The following is an 18,004-nucleotide window of genomic DNA, read 5'->3' on the forward strand; positions in this document are numbered from 1 at the left end:
TCGGAAAAGAAGCGAACGCCCTCAAGGGCTAGCGTCGTTTGTCCATTGTCAGGGTCCTCCGCAGGAGTGTTTGAGTGCGCCTACTGCAAATCCAGGTCAACGTGTAGGCATCAGAAAATATGCTGATCCATTTTAGAATCTCCACTGAGAACGTTGGAAGAGTCTCAAACTACCGCGCATCTATCAAACTTGTTCAATGAACCGGTGTAATTGTTATCAGTAGTCGGATGTGGCTCACTGCCGTCTTCATCTGCGAGACGCATCGACTGGCGGTAAGAGCCCTGACCAGCCCTTGACCGTGCCTTCAGGTTTCGCTCTTGCAGCATGTAGCAATCCGCACATTCCGGACATTTAAGACCAGGTGGAAAATGGCGGAAGTGTGGACTATTGCTGTCGTTAAAATCCGCGTTTCGAATGACGGCTTTCACAATCGACTCACCCACTCACAGTCGCCTAGGTTACATAAAGAAGTGCGGAGCATCAGGAAGTGACACATGACGATCAAAAGGTTTCCATACGAAGGATTAGGTCGGTGTGAAGCGGTCGTATCGGATGGGATTGTTTACGCTGTGGCAACCGATCCAAGTTTGGCGGACGGCATAATTGCGCAGACGCAAAATACACTGAATGAGCTCAGACGCATTCTAGAAGCTGCGGGTAGCGGATTAGCTGGCATGCTTCAGGCAACAGTCTATCTCAATGACGTAAGACAAAAGCCCAATCTAGACAGCGTCTGGCTTGACTGGATTGGACCAGAAACGAACTGGCCGCAGCGCGCGTGTGTTGGTGTTGATCTTGATGAAGGTTGTCTGATCGAAGTCGTTGTTACCGCCAAACTTGTGTAGCCTCTCGCGCAAAGCCGTCATTTGTCCATACTTCAGCATCCAGAACTCTGGGCTGGGAGCAGTCATTCGTTGCGCTCAGCGTGAGTGACTGCTGCGCAGGCTTCGCTGCGACTGCGCCAATGACTGCTTTTGGAAAAGACACCACCCCAGATTCCAACATCATAGAATAGCGTAGGTTTGTAGATTTTGTTCAGCACAAATCTAAATCCGGCATGCCCTTAACCAAGTCATCCACCGCCTTCATCTGCGTCAGGAATTCTTTCAGGCGGTCCAATGGTAACGCGCTCGGGCCATCACACTTGGCGTTGTCTGGATCAGGATGCGCTTCAAGAAACAAGCCTGCGATACCCACCGCCAAGCCCGACCGTCCTAGTTCAGCAACTTGGCTGCGTCGCCCACCAGATGCAGCCGCAGCAGCATCTCTAATTTGCAAAGCATGAGTTACATCGAAAATTACTGGCGCATCATCACTACTTTCCCGCATTGTCTTGATGCCGAGCATATCAACAACCAAATTATCGTATCCAAAACATGATCCGCGTTCGCATAGCATTACGCTGCTGTTGCCACACTCTTTGAGCTTTTCGACGAGGTTCTTAACCTGAGATGGACTCATAAACTGAGGTTTTTTCACATTTATCGCTGCGCCTGTGGCAGCTACTGCCGCTAGCAAATCAGTCTGGCGCGCCAGAAATGCAGGCACCTGCAATACATCGCAAACCTCCGCTGTTGGGTTTGTCTGCGAAACTTCATGCACGTCTGTAATAACAGGCACGCCAAGCTCAGATTTGATTTCTGAAAGCACCTTCAATCCTTCGTCCAATCCAGGCCCTCTAAATGAGTGGATCGACGACCTGTTTGCTTTGTCAAACGAAGCTTTGAATATGTATGGGATGCCTAGTTCCTGTGTAACTGAGACGAACGCTTCGGCAACCCGGAGTGCAATGTCGCGAGATTCGATGACATTCATGCCACCTATCAACGTCATTGCGTTGCGGTTTCCTATGGGGATATCTGCTACCGTAACATCTGCCAATTGATATCTCCTGCTCTTTCTTGCATGAAGGCTTCTAGCACGGCAGAAACACTATGGTATCCCTTGTTTCTTCAACACCGGTCCAGTCACAATTTGTCGATCACAGACTTTCGTACCAGACGCAGCATAGGTCTAAGAGGGCTAGCTGCGGACCTTCGCTACGACAAGCCCGAGTTGGTAAACGAGCCCTGACTAGTCATTGCCGAGCAATCTGAATGCTACCGATGCAGTTGGCAGTTCGCAGCCGATTGTGTTGAAAAACTCTTTGTTGATCTCGCCGCAAGTCGCTGATTCAATTTCTGCATTGGGCAGGAGATCGGGGCATGATGGGGCGAAGACAAGAAGCGCAAGCGGCGCTGTTTTATGAGTTTTCTCTGGAAGATCACGTCCCTCGGGATCACCTGCTACGCGCAATTGACCGGTTTGTTGATCTGACCAGCATCCGGGCGCATCTTTCCGAGCACTACAGTCACACGGGCCGCCCATCTGTCGATCCTGAGTTGATGATCCGAATGCTGATCGTTGGCTATTGCTTTGGTATCCGATCTGAGCGGCGGCTGTGCGAGGAGGTGCATCTCAACCTCGCGTATCGCTGGTTTTGCCGTCTCGGATTGAACGACCGTGTGCCGGATCACTCCACTTTTTCCAAGAACCGCCACGGTCGTTTTCGCGACAGCGATCTGTTCCGCCACCTGTTTGAAGATGTGCTGGCGCGATGCATTGCCGAAGGACTTGTCGGGGGCCAAATCTTTGGCGCAGATGCATCGCTCATCAAGGCAGATGCCAGCCGTTACAGCAAGGTTGACTTCAATGAATGGTCAGCACCAGATACGGTGAGCCGGGCAACGCAGGAATATCTCGACACGCTCGATGACAGCGCATTTGGTTCCGCAACGCCGGTGAAACCTAAGGCGATATCACCATCCGATCCCGCCTCGCGCTACACGAGCGCTAATGGCGATAGGCCCTTCTTTGCTTACAGCACGAACTATCTGGTCGATCTGGAACATGCAATCATCGTCGATGTCGAGGCCACGGTGCCCATCCGCCAGGCCGAAGTGCGCTCCGTGCGCCAGATGCTGGACCGCACGCGGGTTCGCTTCAACTTGCATCCTGAAAGGCTTGCGGCAGACACGGCCTATGGCACAGCCGAGATGCTCGGCTGGCTCGTTGAGGAGCAGTGCATCGAACCGCATATTCCGGTCTTCGACAAATCCGCACGCAAGGACGGAGCGTTTTCGGCAACCGACTTCACCTACGTTCCCGACGAAGATGCCTATCGCTGCCCCGGAGGTCGTGAACTGCGGCCGTACTGGCGCGACATCTCGAAAGGCCGAGCCAAGTTCGGCAAGGATGGAACCAAACGCTATCAGGCCCGAAAACAGGATTGTGGTGCGTGCGTTCTGAAGTCCCAATGCACTCCCGGCCAGGCGGTGAGAAAGATCTCCCGATCAAGGCATGAAAGCGCCCGTCAGAAGGCACGTGAGATCGCCACGACCGACGCCTATGTCGCGTCAAGTTACGCCAGAAAGAAGGTCGAGATGCTGTTCGCACACCTAAAACGCATAATCGGTCTCGACCGCCTTCGCCTCAGAGGGCCAAATGGCGCAAAAGATGAGTTCCTCATGGCCGCAACCGTCCAGAACCTACGCAAAATGGCCAAGATAAAACCAATTCCGGTGTGAGTGACGGGACTGAAAGCGCTCGGGCAGCAGATCATCGCACTTTTTGAAATCAGCTTTTCAACACAATCAGCGCATTGCCGACCTTGGCCGCCTAAGTGCGCGTCTGTTGACTGAGTGAAATGGCCAGGTGTCGGCTGCGAGCCCAATTCGGTCTATGCGGCGCGCTGTACGAATGTCCGCCATGTTTGGGGTCTGTTTAGTCATGGCGGCTAGACACTACTCATGATTGGTTTCCAGAGATCTGGAGTAACGCCTGACATGATCAACAAGTGCGCGTAGCTTCGGTGCCATGTTCCTGCGCTGAGGGAAGTATAAATAGAAGCCCGGAAAGGGCGGCAGGTATTCGGTAAGCACAGGGATGAGTGTCCCGGCCTGCAAGTGGGGCCGCAACGCCTCTTCGGGAGCGAAAGTGAGACCTGCTCCACTTAGCGCCATCTGCCGCATAAAACGCAAGTCATTCGAAGTGATCTGTGGTTGCACGGCCACGTCGAAAGGCGACCCGTTCTCGACGAACTCCCACCGGTAAGGAGCTACGTCCGGTGCTGGTCGCCAGCCAATGCAAATGTGATCGACCAGATCGCGCGGGTGCTGAGGTTTTGCGTTCTTTGCGAAATACGCAGCCGACCCTACCACCATTTCGCGTTCTTCGCCCGTTAGCCGCACGGCAACCATATCCTGTTCGATCACTTCACCTAGACGAACGCCTGCGTCAAAGCCCCGTGATACGATATCGAACTCTTCATCCGTCACGGTGACGTCGATCGTTACTTCCGGGTATGCAGCAACGAAACCAGCGATTAACGGGCCGGATAAGAAACGCTCGCCAATAGAGGTAACGGCGACGCGAAGGTGACCGCGAGGGGTTACGTCTGCGGCAACCCGTTCAAGCGCGTTACTAATATCGGACATCGGTTCGGATAAAACGCCTAAAAGGCGCTCACCCGCTTCAGTCAGGTGCACTGCGCGTGTTGTTCGTGTGACTAGCGTAACGCCAAGTGTGTCTTCAAGCCTCCGAACACCCTGGCTGACTGCGGATCGCGTCACGCCGAGATGATCTGCAGCGGCGCGAAAATTGTCGTTTGCGGCAACGGCGAGGAAAAGGGGGAGTAGGTTCAAGTCCACTTTCATCAAATTACTCCCATCTGTTGCGGATACCGTCACGTTGGTCTGGTGGCACTACGACAAGCAATGTGTGCGGTGGAATCGCAGGGCGCACATGACAAATACAGATATTACGCAGGTCAGATTGTAAAGCAACGTTAACCAATTTGGTTATGTATGCGGCAATACTCGCAACACTGCGGTGGCATTATCTCTGGTTGGAACAAGCAACAGGAGATCATCATGAACAAGACCGTACTCATCACTGGCGCATCGAGCGGGATCGGCGAAGGCATCGCCCGGGAGCTGGGTGCCGCAGGCGCAAAGGTCCTGTTGGGCGCACGTAGATCTGATCGGATTCAGACGCTGGCGCAAGAAATCAACGCTGAAGGTGGCATTGCCGAAGCCACGGCGTTGGATGTGACTGACCGAAAAGCAATGGTCGCCTTTGCCGCACACGCTATCGATCTTTGGGGTCGGATTGACGTCCTAGTAAACAATGCCGGTGTCATGCCACTGTCCCCTTTATCGGCTGGCCAGCACGACGAATGGAACCAGATGGTTGATGTCAATATCAAGGGCGTCCTATGGGGGATCGGCGCGGTTCTGCCGCATATGGATCGTCAACAAACCGGTCAGATTATCAACATAGGCTCTATTGGGGCGCTCTACGTCGTGCCCACGGGCGCAGTGTATTGCGCTACCAAATTTGCTGTGCGCGCAATCACAGACGGTCTGCGCCAGGAAAGCCCGCATATCCGGGCAACCTGCGTGAACCCGGGTGTAGTGGAAAGTGATCTGGCCGCAACCATCACGCATGAGGAAACGAAAGGCGTTATGGACGAATACCGTGCCATCGCGCTTAAACCTGTCGACATAGCTCGCACGGTCCGCCACGTCATCGAAGCCCCCTTTGAAGTCGATACATCCGAGATCACAATCCGGCCCACAGCATCACCAGCGTAGCCCCGGAAAACGTCTTGATCAAGTCTTACCCTAAAGGAGAAAAGCAAATGACATCCCCTGCTATCAAACTTAAAACCGCACTTCTTTGCGTGGCACTGATCACTGCGCAGATTGCAACCGCAGCGCAAAGCCCTCGAGATACTGCTGAAAATGAACACATCATCGCCAACGCGTTCCAGACATGGGAGAGTGGCACCTACATTTTTAGTGAAATTCTTGCCCCAGACGTCCGATGGACGATCCATGGGTCAGGCCCCGTAGCAGGCACCTATACCGACATGGAAACGTTTGTGAGCCAGGCTGCAGCACCGCTGACCATTCGCCTTGCGACGCCGCTTGTTCCCGAGGTTCATGACATTTGGGCGGTCGGTGACACAGTCATTATCCGGTTCGACGGCTCTGCGACCACAACTTCCGGCGCGCTCTATGAGAACCAATTCGTCTGGATTTTCCGGATGGAAAACGGGCTTGTGACTGATGCAGAGGCGTTTCTTGATCTGGTGGCCTACGAGGTCGTCGTCCAGAACAACGAACCACGCTCGAATTAGGTCTTACATCAGCGCAGGTGAAAGCGTCCGCCTGTTGCCCCTCAAGTCGTTAGCACAAGAGGAGTACTTTCAATGCAAATCCAATCCCCTTCTATTCGGAGAATTCATAATGTTACACGCCACTTCCTTCTTGCCTTCGCGGTTGTCGCAATGACTACGCTTTCTGCCCAGGCCCAGTTGGTCACAACCAACTTCCCACGCACACCCCGCCCCTCTGAGGCCACAACCCCTCAAAAACACGTCTTTGTCGGCATGTGGGTCACCGAAGATGGTCACATCCGCCACGAGTTATTGTCAAACGGTCGTTACGATGAGGCGCGCGGGTTCAGAGAAAGCGCCTACCAGGGTCGCTATCGTGTCACCGGCGATATCATCCAGTACTGGGACGATACCGGTTTTTATGCCGACGGTCAGTTCCGAGATGACGTCCTCTATCATGGGGGCTACATCTTCTACAGGGAAGGAACAGATTGACTGCGATGCCGTCCAATAGAGCCAATCAGCCGAGCAAAGGAGCGGTGCCAAGGGAACGGCACCGCTTCGTGTTTCTAATGTGACTGGGCGTCCAGAAGCTCAGTATTCTGCGCTTGCAAGCAAGGTCCGCTTTGAGGAAGCTGCACTGCAGCGTTCAGCATGGTTGGCGGTGTCCGGTTTGGGCCGTGCGTTCTACCGCAGTCTAAGACTGACAACAGAATGCTGCGATTGCTCCGAGGTCGGCTGAGAGCCCGATCAAGACATTCAAATCGATGTCTCGTCGGCGTCTGATACGCCATTTGCTGTTGTTCAGAGAGCAGCAGGCTCATATTTACGGGCAAACAAGCCCGGACGAATACCCAACCGATGCACGAGATTAATTTCACCAGATTGCCCGAGATCGATCCATCCGAGATCGTCGCGCACATGTCCGATCCGCGTGTGGCGGAACACATGCCTTTGCTGAATTTCGAATGGGATGAGGCCGCTGTCGCCAAGTTTGTCGCGACCAAAGAGGCGTGCTGGAACCGCGATGGGCTTGGCCATTGGGCTATATTGTCTAACGACAAGTATGTTGGTTGGGGTGGTTTTCAGAAAGAGTGGGATTTCGGGTTGGTTCTCAAGCCGCGCTCATTCGGACTTGGTGCGCGCATTTCAAGAAAAGCGATCGACTTCGCCATTGCCGACAAGCGCATTCCATTCGTGACGTTTCTGCTGCCTCCGTCGCGCAAGAATCTTAGTGCGCTCGACCGACTTGGCGCGGTTTTTGTTGGTGAGCAAGAGTATGATGGGGAGACCTTCCTCAAGTTTCACCTGGAAACCGAATGACGGCTAAGTCCGCGTCTTACCAGTTCAAGCGACGCGCAGCGAAGATTGATCCATCCCAGACCGGTCCTTGACGCAGATCGCGGCGAAATCTGACTGTGAGCCCAAAGTGATCGATGCTGCGAGATGCACGGATGGCCGCTTACGAGCTTCGCTTGATTATTACCTAGCGTTTCGATGCCACTTAGCTAGGCTCGAACAACAACATTCAGGAGTTTGATTTGAATAATTTACCGCCATATCGACCCCGTCCAGTTTTGGCTCTTGCGAGTATTGAAGCTAGCGGATGGTATCTGAAAAGATATGCCATTCTTGCCCACGGCAGAGCGTTCGATGAAGCTATCGCGAGTGCTGCTACCAGCGAGGCTTTGAAGCGGTTGCCAAAAGCCGGGTCATTGAGCGATGAAACGGATAATCAGGGTGTTGCATTTCAAATCGTTCACTTTGCAGAAGTCGCTGTCGTCTCCCCGGTTTTTTATTGGCAGTGGGGCAGCGTCTTGGCCAATCTCGACCAGATGAGAGCAAGCTGGGACACGCCGACAGAGTTCGGCGATGGAGTCAGAGAAGTGGTTGGCTGCATCTGGGAGATGAACATCGTCCAATTTGAAGTTCGCGCATGGGCTAATCAACTATTGAGCGGCACGAAATCAACGACTGATGGTTTGGCTGCGTATCTTCAGGATCATGCGGTATCCGAGAAACAGGTTTCGTTGCGATCACCTTGATTGCCTGTGACCTGCCGAATGCACCCGCAGCGGCAAAGTCACTCGGCAATGGCTGGTAAGGGCTCTTTCGACCCGATAGTTCCCACCGCAGAGAATGGCGGCAGCGAGCCCAAAGTTGGGGAAAGTGCAGCACGCACCAATGTCGGCTTTTCTACATGGCAGATCAACTTCACCAACGCGAAGAGGTGCTGTTCAATAGATCCAGGACATCGCTGAAAGAACCTTGTGCTTTGCAATCTAGGGGCGAATGTGGCGCGTAGGTCATGTGGCAAGAAACCTTGCTGAAGCATCCAACAATTGTCTATGTAACAGCATGGCACATCGGTTAGTTCGCAATTTTAAGTTGATGAGGGTTCAAAGTCTCTGTCGCAAGGGTAAATATGATCGGGCCAGAAGCATAACGCGTGAACTGCTTTCCGAGTATCCGTTTTCAATTGGTTACAATATGCTGCTTGCCGACGTAGGGCTTTTTTCTGGCGACCTTTGCAGCGCGAAACAGCAATATACTGTTACAAAAGAGATGCTTGAAAAGAATCCTCCTAAGTCAAAGGATGACGAAGCTTACTACTCTGCTTATTTGGATTTTCGCGTGTTGGCGATTGAATGCCACACCTTAGGATCGACATTACCTCCTTGGGATGACTTCGCCGCTTTATTGAACGAGCTCGACGCGAACCGCATGATCAAGCGCCTCTTTCAGCTGCCGTGACGACCAGTAATTCTCGCATAAGCATTGATAGTTCGACTCTGTCCTCAAGCGCATGAAGCCGCCATTGGAGCAACCGCAGCGAAAGGCAGGTTTGTCCCGCAGACAGTAAGTTCGTCCAACCTCAGATTTCGCGCTTGCAGCGAATGGCAGCAAAGCGGGCTGCGACCGCAGCATCTGGGTTGGTTGCTGGATGTCGGCTATGGGCCGCTTTTTTACTCGGCGGTGGCCGTTTAGTCCCAATCTCTCCCGCGCCAAAGTGCTCGCAATTCCATCTGACATCACTTTTGCAATGGCCATTCTGTGATAACCTCCTCTTCATATTCGAACGGAGATCATTATGGCCAGGAACATTGTTATTCTCTGCGATGGAACGTCGAACGAAATTTCAGAAGACCGAACCAACATCCTACGGCTATACGGTTGCCTGGAAAAGAACACTGAACAGATAGTGTTCTATGACCCAGGTGTCGGGACATTCGGAGCAGCAAATGCTTGGTCATATTACTATCGCAAAGCACTTGAGATTTGGGGGCTTGCCACCGGCTGGGGGCTCGACAAAAACGTAAAGGAAGCATACCGGTTTCTTGTTGAACATTACGATGACGGTAAGCGCGACGATGGCAATCACCAAGACCCGGACCGGATTTACCTCTTGGGGTTCAGCCGCGGGGCCTACACAGTGCGCGTATTGGCCGGCTTCATACATGCGGTCGGGCTGATCGACCCAATCAATCTCAACCTTCTGGACTATGCTTACCGCGCTTACAAGGGTGTCAGTGACAGGAAGGGCGAGCCGCAACCGGACGGCTCCAAAGACCCCAAAAACAATCCTTTCGCCGAGATACGGCTTTACGAACGTATTCTCAGACCCAAACGACCGGCGATCCGTTGTATAGGGGTTTTTGATACTGTTGGTTCAGTTATAGAAATGGGCCGCTTCGGCCCAAGGCTACGCTCACACGCCTATACGAAGAAAAACAGAAGTGTGGAATCCATCCGCCATGCAGTGGCGATCGATGAGAGGCGAACCATGTTTCAGCCAATACTCTGGTCTGCTGGCGAGGAATACTGGGGCGGACCATTCAAGCCAAAGAGTCCGAAACTACAGGATTTGAAAGAAGTCTGGTTCTCCGGTGTTCATGCCGACGTTGGTGGCGGATATCCTGAACAGCGAAGTCAGCTTGCCAAGATACCACTGCACTGGATGATTACCGAAACCAAAAAAATGGGCCTGAAGTACAAAACCCGTACAATCAACGAAATCGTGCTCGGCAAAAACGAAAAGAAAGACTACGTCAAACCCGATCCGCTGGCCGAGCGCAATGAGTCGATGAATTGGGCATGGTCGATCCTAGAATTCCTGCCGCGCCGTGTGCCAACAAGCAATGCTAAGCCACGGCGATCGCTCTTCGACTTCCACATCCCATTCTTTGAGTCTCGGGCGATACCGAACGGAGCGGCGATCCACAACTCAGTGTCCAAGCGGCAGAATACATCAGATGACTAGGAACAGCCGAATAATCCTGATCAGCATATACATATAAATGCCTAAGGGGCGATCGCATACTGCTCGATAGAGAATTTGAGACGTTCCCTCCGATACTGAAAACAGCTACGCGCGGTTCAATTGTCCTCATCGTCCTGCAACTGTGATCTCGAAACAATTGCTGCAAGATGCATGAATGGCGGCTTGCGGGAACTCGACCCATGGCAAACGAAGGTCAGCTATGGGTCGTTTTCAATTTGGTGCGATGCTTTGAGTGTATTAATGCCGCGGCGTTTCTAAGGTAAGCTCGAGCCCATAGTCCCAAATGCGGCATCTTGAATAAATGGAAGCGATGTGCCGAAAACCGAGCTTGGCCGCTGCCAAGGCTGTCCCGAATGGCCCTTTAAAGAAGGGACGAGTTGACATAGTTTTGGCATGGCAGACGCGGAGCGTCGCGGTTCTATGACATTCAAGAAATCTGCGCTCGGGAGACAAACCATGCTATTTCGTCGCCATGCTCTTGCTGGGCTTTTGGTCGTTGCATCTTCGTTTCAGACGATGCTGCTCGCACAGGTCACCACTGAGCAGCCATCGGGCCTTCGTATTGAACTGAACGCGCTTAAGGATGTTGACGGTGCCTGCCGCCTGACCTTCTTTGCGCAAAACATGACAGAAGAAGAGATCGACAAAGCCGTGTTCGAGACCGTGATATTCGATGCAACCGGTGGGGTCGTGCGCCTGTCGCTCTTCGATTTCCGCGATTTACCGGCGGGACGACCGCGTGTGCGCCAGTTCGATCTGCCCGGCATGGCCTGCGACATGGTCGGACGGGCATTGATCAACGGGGCGAATTCTTGCGTTGTCGCGGGGGCCGAGAGCAAGGTCTGCCATGAGGCGCTGTCTCCAAGCAGCCGTGTCGAAGTGGAGCTTCTCGGATGAACCCACTTGAAGCTCTGCGCGAGATCCTGGTCCTGGGCGGTCCGGTGGTCGCGATCCTGATCGTAATGTCTGTGCTGACCTTGGCAGTAACGATCTACAAGATCTGGCAATATGCGGCTTGTGGGGTCGGTCGGCACCGGGTTCTGTCCGAGGCGCTGGCAGCTTGGGACAAGGGAGACCGGCAGACGGCGCGTGCGCGTCTTGACGACAGCCGCAGCTACCTCGCCCCGATTGTCGGGGCCGCGATGGATACGCCGGAGACGCCCGGCCTCGATGATCGTTTGGACGCCGAAGCGGGTCTGGCGCTTGCCGGGCTTGAGAGAGGCTTTCGTTTGCTGGACACCATTGCGCAGCTCGCCCCGCTGCTAGGACTCTTTGGCACGGTGCTGGGCATGATCGAAGCGTTTCAGAGCCTGCAGACGGCGGGCTCCTCTGTCGATCCCTCTCTGTTGGCCGGCGGCATCTGGGTCGCCTTGGTGACCACGGCGGTTGGCCTTGCCGTGGCCATGCCAACTTCGATGCTGCTCTCGTGGTTCGAAAGCCGCACCGCGCGCGAGCGGGTCTTCGCGGACAAGGCCCTGCGCACCGTGCTGGTGCCGGGTCAGGCCATCGCGGCGCCGGGAACCGAGGCCTCCTCGGCCACGCCCGAGCATGCGTAGGGCAGCGCCCTTTGTCAGACGGCCCATGTCGATGACACCGCTCATCGACGTGATCTTCCTGCTTTTGCTGTTCTTCATGCTGTCATCGACCTTTTCGCGTTTCAGCGAGATCGAGCTGAGCAGCGCAACCGCCGGGGGCGCAGTAGCCGGCGAACCGACGGAACGGGTCTTTGTTCAGCTTGGCGCCGAAAGGCTGACGTTGAATGGCGCGCCGGCCTCGCTCGATGAGCTGGCCGGGCAGGTCGAGACTGGGCAGGTTCTGGTCAGCCTTGATGCCGACACGTCGGCGCAGCGGCTGGTGGATCTGCTGGTTCGCTTACGCGGGCGCGACGGGTTGAGCGTAACGGTGTTGGAGTGAGTCGATGATCCGCCACGCCCGCCCCCGCCGCAAACGCGACTCGACCATCCCGCTGATCAACGTCGTCTTTCTGATGCTGATCTTCTTCCTGATTACCGGCACGCTGGCCGCACCGCTCGACCCCGATCTGGCGCTTGTGAACACAACCGAGCTTGAGGGACGGGAACCGCCCGACGCATTGGTGCTGCACCAGGACGGAAGCCTGAGCTTTGGCGGCGCAGCGACCGATCCGGAGGCTTACATGACGGGTCACGGCACCGAACCCGTCAGGATCGTACCCGACCGCAATGTCTCTGGCGTCCGCTTGATCGAGGTCACCGGCACGCTCCGCCGCCTTGGCGCATCCTCGGTGTTTCTCGTGACCGAGCAGGCCCTAGAATGATCCGCCGGTCGCTGGCTGTTGCGACGATTGCCCTGCTGGTGTCGCTGCTGGTTCACGGTTTTGGCCTGAGCGTTGTTGTGCCTGATCCGACAGCACGGCCTGCGGCGGACAGCACAGTGGACACCGTCGCCTTGGGCAATGCTTTCGAAGACCTGGCGGATGCACCCGCCGAACCGGTGCAACCCGAACCCGCAAAAGTGCCCGATCCCCCTGTCGAGACGGCGCCGGAACCTGAACCGGCGGAAGTACTGGCCAGCGAAGCGCGTGTGGCCTCGGAGGACCCGCAACAAGTGCCATCGCCCGACACCGGCACTGCCGAAATCCTGCAACCGACGGCAGCGGAACCGCCTCAACCCGACGCGCCAGAGGGTGAAGACCCGCCCGAAGATGGCGCAGACACCACCGAGGAAACGGCCGCAACACCGCCGGTGGAACCCGACACGGCTACAGAAACTCCGGTTGGCCCGGCCGACGGCAGCGCAGCACCCGTTGAGGCCGAGACCGCGGTCGCGCCATCCATTGAACCTACCGCGACGATCGCTCCGGTGCCCGAGGCCACGGCAGTTCCCGTTGTCCCGTTGGAACAGGCGGCCATCGTTCCGGAAATCCCGCTTGAAACGGCAGAGCCCGTGCCTGACGAACCCGATGCCGCAGCAAGCGATGAAGAAACGGATGCGACCGATCTGGCCGTGGCCACTTCTCCGCGTCCGCATCTACGCGAAGAGCGGCCAACACCCACGCTGAAGGGTTTGCGCGACGGATTGAACGATTTCAGTGACCTGCGCAATCCCACGCAGTTGGTCGAGTCGCCGCTTCGCATCTATCAGCGCGATGGTGTCGATGCCTTCCGCCAGAGAAACAGCGGAAGCCGGTCAGGTGGGCGCGGACCGGGCAACGCTGACACAACAAACTATGCCGGTGATGTACTGGTCCATCTCAATCGATCCCCGGTCGTCTATGTCAAAGACAGAGGGTTCGCGCAGGTTTTCTTCGAGATCAATCCGGATGGAACGCTGGCTTGGGTCGACGTCGTCAACAGTTCAGGTTCCCAGAATGTCAACCGCGCTGCCAAGGCACAGGTTAAGAGCGCGGCACCCTTCCCGCGCCCGCCGGGCGGCATAAGCCGAAAGCTATCATTCTTCTATCAGATCAACTGATCAGCAGCGCAGGCGATAGCCGAACTTGGTGAAGCCGCCGTCGATTGAGCTTATGTCCTTTGCATTTGCGGCAAGGTGCGAACTGCGCAAACCGGTCATTGGGGTCGCCTGTGAGAAAAGACAGGTGAGCGGGACAAAACGGTCGGTCAGGTTGAAGGTAAGTGAATTTCCTCAGGACTCTGCCTGTGGCTGGACGTAACGAACGAAGAGGCTGTTACCCTGTCTCTTCGTTTCGAAGCCTTTGATTGCAGCTACAAGATCGCTCAGTTTTGATTTTCCGTAGGTCCGAGCATCAAAGTCTGGATGTGCAGCGACTACTGAATGGCCAAGTTGCCCAAGGTGAAACCAATCGTCATCTTGTTGGATACGAGCCATAGCATCCACGAGTAACTTTGCAGCTTTTTGGGGCTGCTCTTTTGCCGAAGCCAGTTTCTTGGCTCCGCCTTCGTCTGCTACAAGGTTTTCAATAAAAATGAACCGGTTGCACACGTTCCGAAGTGGCTCCGGAGTTTTTTTCTCTCCGATGCCAATCACCATTAAGCCATCCTCTCTGAGACGATTGGCTAAACTGGTGAAATCACTGTCGGAAGAAACCAAGACAAACCCGTCGAACCGACCTCCATGTAGGATGTCCATCGCATCTATCACAAGACCAATATCAGATGCGTTCTTACCCGACGTATTGGCGGTCTGCTGGTGTGCAACAAGACCCAGCGATAGGATTACCTCTGACCAACCTTTCAGCCGACTACTGGTCCAATCGCCATAAACTCGTCTAAGCGCGGGTTCGCCTATTGAAGCGACCTCCTTGAGAATTGCTTCCGCAAATTTGGCTGGTACGTTGTCGGCATCAATCAGCGTCGCCAATAACGGTTGAGCACGTTCGGTCATCTGGTTGGCACCATGTTTTATCTACTCTTGTCTTAACTTGTCGCTACTTATCGAACTGCTGACACGAAGGCCAGAACACTCACAAAAACAGAAACCTGGAGTTTACTTAGCGGTCAGCGTTAGGCTCGCATCTGCCCTTCTCTGCGACAAGCCCGAATTGGTAGTATGAGCCCTTTCCGGACCTCCGCTAGCACGAGTGATTTTGCTAGCGCAGCACGTCGTGGACCGCGAGAACCAGACATTCAATATCACGTGGAAAATGGTGGATGAGCGGGACTTAATTTGCTTCCGCTGCAACTGAGCCACTGTTTGGCTAGCCCGAGTTGACAAAATGCAAGCCTGCCAGGCGTGGACCTCACTATAGCTGGTGCCTATTCAAATATAGAATTTGAGAATTTACTCAATACAGCACGCTGGGTCTAACATTAGCTATGGAACCAGCTTATTGCCCTCAGGATGTTTGGCTAAAAATCGCCAATACCCGCAATAGATTCAGGCTGTTACTTGCGGTCTGGGTGGGTCTGCCGTTTCATCAGCTTATCGGTTCGAGTTCCGGCGCCGCGCCTTGGCGCAGACAGCAGCACCCACCGGTTACATCATCCCGATACTCTGACACCCGGCTCCAGGTCGGCTATTGCTCATGGATTGACAGGCAGTCTGATCGTGGCTTCCGGATTGGATAGCTTTACGCGATTGTCACCGATCTCCGGTGGCGGTTCGCTTCTGGCTGAGGCTGTCACAGCGCTTCCGGCCAACGCAAGTATCAATTCCCGCATTTATGCCAACCAACTGCCCGCTCGGCGGAACAGGTGGTGCCTTTTCCCGACCGTATTGAATGCCCTCACAGGAGTTTTTCAAAATGACAAACCAGTACTCAGCAGATACTCATCCGGCCTTTAGCTTATTCAACGTCTCGGTTCGGAGCGGTCGTTTGATCAGGTTCAAGGGTCAGGTGGCGAGCATTGCGCCAGGGCTTTCGGTCGTGGCGACCGCAGCAGCGCTGTGCACGGGCGGCGCGGCGCATGCGGCCGATGAGTGCGGGGAAGAAGACAAAAACGACCCACAAGATACCGTCACATGTGGCGTTGGCGACCCCAACTACGATGGTGGCATCACCTATACCCAGTCAGATGGGCTCACTCTGATACTTCCAACCGACCCTGCCATCACGGTGCGCGGCTCCGGGGCGAAGGTGGAAGGAGCGAGTGCCAGTACAGGTGATATTTCTGTACAAATGGGCGGCGGTGAGGTCGTCACCGATGGGCAATTTGGTCAGGGACTTTATGCGACCACCGCTGGCGATGGGGCTGCGCTTGCTCAGATGGACGGCGGCACAATCAATACGAGTGGGGGAAGTGCGTATGGGGTTAGGGCGCTGGTCACCAAAGAAGACAGTACAGCCACAGCAACGGCGCGTCTGACCAAAGGGAAAATCAATACAGGCGGTGAATGGGCCTTTGGGCTTTTTGCGGAAACCGCTGGCGATGGTGCTGCGCTTGCCCAAATGGATGGCGGCACCATCACCACGATTGAGAGAAATGCTCGTGGGCTTTGGGCGCTGGTCACCAAAGAAGACAGTACAGCCACGGCGACGGCGCGTCTGACCAAAGGGGATATCGAAACAGGCGGGGACTGGGCCTTTGGACTTTTGGCGGAAACCGCTGGCGATGGGGCTGCGCTTGCCCAGATGGATGGCGGGACCATCACCACGATTGAGAGAAATGCTCGTGGGCTTTGGGCGCTGGTCACCAAAGAAGACAGTACAGCCACAGCAACGGCGCGTCTGACCAAAGGGAAAATCAATACAGGCGGGGACTGGGCCTTTGGACTTTTGGCGGAAACCGCTGGCGATGGTGCTGCGCTTGCTCAGATGGATGGCGGCACCATCACCACGAGGGGGGCAAATGCTCGTGGGCTTTGGGCGCAGGTCGATAACGCGGACAGTACGGCCACGGCGACGGCGCGTTTGACCAAAGGGGAGATCAACACAGTTGGCGAAGAGGCCCATGGGCTTTATGCGCGTACTAGCGGCGCTGGGGCTTCACTTGCCCAGATGGATGGCGGCACCATCACCACGATTGAGAGAAATGCTCGTGGGCTTTGGGCGCTGGTCACCAAAGAGGATAGTACAGCCACGGCGACGGCGCGTCTGACCAAAGGGGATATCGAAACAGGCGGGGACTGGGCCTTTGGACTTTTGGCGGAAACCGCTGGCGATGGGGCTGCGCTTGCCCAGATGGATGGCGGCACCATCACCACGAGGGGGGCAAATGCTCGTGGGCTTTGGGCGCTGGCCACTAAAGAGGATAGTACAGCCACGGCGACGGCGCGCATGACCAAAGGGGAAATCAATACAGGCGGGGAAGGGGCCCATGGGCTTTTGGCGGACTCGCATGGCGGGCAGGCGATTGTCAGTCTGGCTGCGGATGCCGTTGTCAGGGTTTCGGGAGCAGGTTCAGACGGCATCCGCGCTGAGGGTGCAACAGGCTTTGACGTGGATGTGGCCGGGTCTGTGACGGGCGGAGCTGACACCGGCGCAGCGATCCGCACGACATCCAGTGCCGGGGGGAGGATTGACATCACCCCCACCGCCAGGGTGGCTGCGGGGGACTCTGGTATTGCAATACAAGACGGGGGTGGCAATGCGAACATCACCTCGGCGGGGACAGTGATCGGGGATATTCGTCTTGGGACGGGGGACGACATCCTGACCCTGACAGGTGGCCGTGTCACCGGGGCCATTTATGGCGGGGCGGGCGACGATACAGTCAGGATTTCCGGTGCCACCGCCTATGACGGGTCCTACATTGAGACGGATCAGTTGCGCATTGAGGCCGGATCTGTGTTTCGCGCGTCTGGCGGGGCAAGTGACACACTTACCATCGCCGCTGCTGTGACCAATAATGGTACCTTAAGCGTGCAGGACGGGGCTGCGGATGATGTCATCACCATCGAGGGGGATTACACCGGCTCGGGAAGAAGCGTTGTTGCGCTGGATGCAGCGCTCGCTGGCAATGATGCGAACACCGACCGGCTTGAGATCAGGGGCGACGCATCGGGTGAGATGATGCTGTCAATCACCAACCTGAACAGCGCCGGCGGCGAGGGTACACCGCTTGAGATCGACGTGGTCTCTGTGACCGGAACGTTTAATGGAACGTTCACCCTTGTGGATGGCAACCACGTCACCCCGGACGGGGCGCAAGCAGTTGTCTCGG

General features: G+C 55.5%; 17 protein-coding genes and 1 pseudogene. 15 read left to right on the forward strand and 3 right to left on the reverse strand.

Annotated elements, in window-relative coordinates; genetic code table 11:
* The first annotated feature begins 494 nt into the window (after window positions 1-494).
* Window positions 495-845: a Rid family hydrolase gene (locus tag Q1B13_RS23675; protein ID WP_299084888.1), complete on the forward strand. Its 351-nt coding sequence runs from the start codon at window positions 495-497 to the stop codon at window positions 843-845.
* Between the two features lie 190 nt (window positions 846-1,035).
* On the opposite strand, the gene kdsA is transcribed toward Q1B13_RS23675, so the two are convergent.
* Complete coding sequence (gene kdsA, locus Q1B13_RS23680) at window positions 1,036-1,881, reverse strand: 3-deoxy-8-phosphooctulonate synthase (RefSeq protein ID WP_299084885.1); 846 nt, start codon at window positions 1,879-1,881, stop codon at window positions 1,036-1,038.
* A 323-nt stretch (window positions 1,882-2,204) separates the two neighbouring features.
* Between kdsA and Q1B13_RS23685 the strand changes: the two genes are divergently transcribed.
* Window positions 2,205-3,566 carry an IS1182 family transposase gene (locus tag Q1B13_RS23685; RefSeq protein WP_299084882.1) on the forward strand — a complete coding sequence of 454 codons (1,362 nt, stop codon included), beginning with the start codon at window positions 2,205-2,207 and terminating at the stop codon, window positions 3,564-3,566.
* Window positions 3,567-3,782: 216 nt separating this feature from the next.
* On the opposite strand, the gene Q1B13_RS23690 is transcribed toward Q1B13_RS23685, so the two are convergent.
* On the reverse strand, window positions 3,783-4,694 hold the full coding sequence (locus Q1B13_RS23690) for a LysR family transcriptional regulator (protein WP_299084879.1): 912 nt from the start codon (window positions 4,692-4,694) through the stop codon (window positions 3,783-3,785).
* A 216-nt stretch (window positions 4,695-4,910) separates the two neighbouring features.
* On the opposite strand from Q1B13_RS23690, the gene Q1B13_RS23695 reads away from it, so the two are divergent.
* From Q1B13_RS23695 to Q1B13_RS23750, 12 genes are all read left to right on the forward strand, one after another.
* On the forward strand, window positions 4,911-5,633 hold the full coding sequence (locus Q1B13_RS23695) for an SDR family oxidoreductase (RefSeq protein ID WP_299084876.1): 723 nt from the start codon (window positions 4,911-4,913) through the stop codon (window positions 5,631-5,633).
* A gap of 47 nt (window positions 5,634-5,680) precedes the next feature.
* Window positions 5,681-6,181 carry a nuclear transport factor 2 family protein gene (locus tag Q1B13_RS23700; RefSeq protein ID WP_299084873.1) on the forward strand — a complete coding sequence of 167 codons (501 nt, stop codon included), beginning with the start codon at window positions 5,681-5,683 and terminating at the stop codon, window positions 6,179-6,181.
* A 150-nt stretch (window positions 6,182-6,331) separates the two neighbouring features.
* On the forward strand, window positions 6,332-6,655 hold the full coding sequence (locus Q1B13_RS23705; RefSeq protein ID WP_299084870.1) for an Atu4866 domain-containing protein: 324 nt from the start codon (window positions 6,332-6,334) through the stop codon (window positions 6,653-6,655).
* Window positions 6,656-7,021: 366 nt separating this feature from the next.
* Complete coding sequence (locus Q1B13_RS23710; protein ID WP_299084867.1) at window positions 7,022-7,483, forward strand: GNAT family N-acetyltransferase; 462 nt, start codon at window positions 7,022-7,024, stop codon at window positions 7,481-7,483.
* A 218-nt stretch (window positions 7,484-7,701) separates the two neighbouring features.
* Complete coding sequence (locus Q1B13_RS23715; RefSeq protein ID WP_299084864.1) at window positions 7,702-8,205, forward strand: hypothetical protein; 504 nt, start codon at window positions 7,702-7,704, stop codon at window positions 8,203-8,205.
* Window positions 8,206-8,518: 313 nt separating this feature from the next.
* Window positions 8,519-8,914: a hypothetical protein gene (locus Q1B13_RS23720; RefSeq protein WP_299800599.1), complete on the forward strand. Its 396-nt coding sequence runs from the start codon at window positions 8,519-8,521 to the stop codon at window positions 8,912-8,914.
* A gap of 337 nt (window positions 8,915-9,251) precedes the next feature.
* Window positions 9,252-10,421: a DUF2235 domain-containing protein gene (locus Q1B13_RS23725; protein WP_299084858.1), complete on the forward strand. Its 1,170-nt coding sequence runs from the start codon at window positions 9,252-9,254 to the stop codon at window positions 10,419-10,421.
* A gap of 477 nt (window positions 10,422-10,898) precedes the next feature.
* Window positions 10,899-11,339 (forward strand): hypothetical protein, encoded by a 441-nt coding sequence (locus tag Q1B13_RS23730; protein WP_298938478.1) that lies wholly within the window; start codon window positions 10,899-10,901, stop codon window positions 11,337-11,339.
* Window positions 11,336-11,998, forward strand: a complete 663-nt coding sequence (locus Q1B13_RS23735) for a MotA/TolQ/ExbB proton channel family protein (RefSeq protein WP_298938477.1) — start codon at window positions 11,336-11,338, stop codon at window positions 11,996-11,998. Before Q1B13_RS23730 ends, Q1B13_RS23735 begins: the two co-directional genes overlap by 4 nt.
* A gap of 31 nt (window positions 11,999-12,029) precedes the next feature.
* Window positions 12,030-12,356, forward strand: coding sequence for a biopolymer transporter ExbD (locus tag Q1B13_RS23740; protein ID WP_298938476.1), 327 nt, complete (start codon window positions 12,030-12,032; stop codon window positions 12,354-12,356).
* Between the two features lie 4 nt (window positions 12,357-12,360).
* Window positions 12,361-12,738: a biopolymer transporter ExbD gene (locus tag Q1B13_RS23745; protein WP_298938475.1), complete on the forward strand. Its 378-nt coding sequence runs from the start codon at window positions 12,361-12,363 to the stop codon at window positions 12,736-12,738.
* Window positions 12,735-13,895 carry an energy transducer TonB gene (locus Q1B13_RS23750; RefSeq protein WP_298938474.1) on the forward strand — a complete coding sequence of 387 codons (1,161 nt, stop codon included), beginning with the start codon at window positions 12,735-12,737 and terminating at the stop codon, window positions 13,893-13,895. Before Q1B13_RS23745 ends, Q1B13_RS23750 begins: the two co-directional genes overlap by 4 nt.
* A gap of 171 nt (window positions 13,896-14,066) precedes the next feature.
* Here the strand turns inward: Q1B13_RS23750 and Q1B13_RS23755 are convergent, their stop codons facing one another.
* The gene (locus tag Q1B13_RS23755) at window positions 14,067-14,786 is read right to left on the reverse strand and encodes an NYN domain-containing protein (RefSeq protein ID WP_299084855.1); all 720 of its coding nucleotides are present in this window, start codon (window positions 14,784-14,786) and stop codon (window positions 14,067-14,069) included.
* 859 nt (window positions 14,787-15,645) lie between these two features.
* Here Q1B13_RS23755 and Q1B13_RS23760 point away from each other — a divergent pair.
* Window positions 15,646-18,004: pseudogene (locus Q1B13_RS23760) on the forward strand (hypothetical protein); the annotation flags it as partial.

The sequence above is a fragment of the uncultured Ruegeria sp. genome, assembly GCF_947489545.1.
GTDB lineage: Bacteria > Pseudomonadota > Alphaproteobacteria > Rhodobacterales > Rhodobacteraceae > Ruegeria.

Bases quoted from the DNA above. Each gene is read 5' to 3' on its own strand.
- Q1B13_RS23675 (WP_299084888.1), top strand. From the start codon at position 495: ATGACGATCAAAAGGTTTCCATACGAAGGATTAGGTCGGTGTGAAGCG.
- Q1B13_RS23685 (WP_299084882.1), top strand. From the start codon at position 2,205: ATGATGGGGCGAAGACAAGAAGCGCAAGCGGCGCTGTTTTATGAGTTT.
- Q1B13_RS23690 (WP_299084879.1), bottom strand. From the start codon at position 4,694: ATGAAAGTGGACTTGAACCTACTCCCCCTTTTCCTCGCCGTTGCCGCA.
- Q1B13_RS23695 (WP_299084876.1), top strand. From the start codon at position 4,911: ATGAACAAGACCGTACTCATCACTGGCGCATCGAGCGGGATCGGCGAA.
- Q1B13_RS23700 (WP_299084873.1), top strand. From the start codon at position 5,681: ATGACATCCCCTGCTATCAAACTTAAAACCGCACTTCTTTGCGTGGCA.
- Q1B13_RS23705 (WP_299084870.1), top strand. From the start codon at position 6,332: ATGACTACGCTTTCTGCCCAGGCCCAGTTGGTCACAACCAACTTCCCA.
- Q1B13_RS23710 (WP_299084867.1), top strand. From the start codon at position 7,022: ATGCACGAGATTAATTTCACCAGATTGCCCGAGATCGATCCATCCGAG.
- Q1B13_RS23720 (WP_299800599.1), top strand. From the start codon at position 8,519: ATGGCACATCGGTTAGTTCGCAATTTTAAGTTGATGAGGGTTCAAAGT.
- Q1B13_RS23725 (WP_299084858.1), top strand. From the start codon at position 9,252: ATGGCCAGGAACATTGTTATTCTCTGCGATGGAACGTCGAACGAAATT.
- Q1B13_RS23730 (WP_298938478.1), top strand. From the start codon at position 10,899: ATGCTATTTCGTCGCCATGCTCTTGCTGGGCTTTTGGTCGTTGCATCT.
- Q1B13_RS23735 (WP_298938477.1), top strand. From the start codon at position 11,336: ATGAACCCACTTGAAGCTCTGCGCGAGATCCTGGTCCTGGGCGGTCCG.
- Q1B13_RS23740 (WP_298938476.1), top strand. From the start codon at position 12,030: ATGACACCGCTCATCGACGTGATCTTCCTGCTTTTGCTGTTCTTCATG.
- Q1B13_RS23745 (WP_298938475.1), top strand. From the start codon at position 12,361: ATGATCCGCCACGCCCGCCCCCGCCGCAAACGCGACTCGACCATCCCG.
- Q1B13_RS23750 (WP_298938474.1), top strand. From the start codon at position 12,735: ATGATCCGCCGGTCGCTGGCTGTTGCGACGATTGCCCTGCTGGTGTCG.
- Q1B13_RS23755 (WP_299084855.1), bottom strand. From the start codon at position 14,786: ATGACCGAACGTGCTCAACCGTTATTGGCGACGCTGATTGATGCCGAC.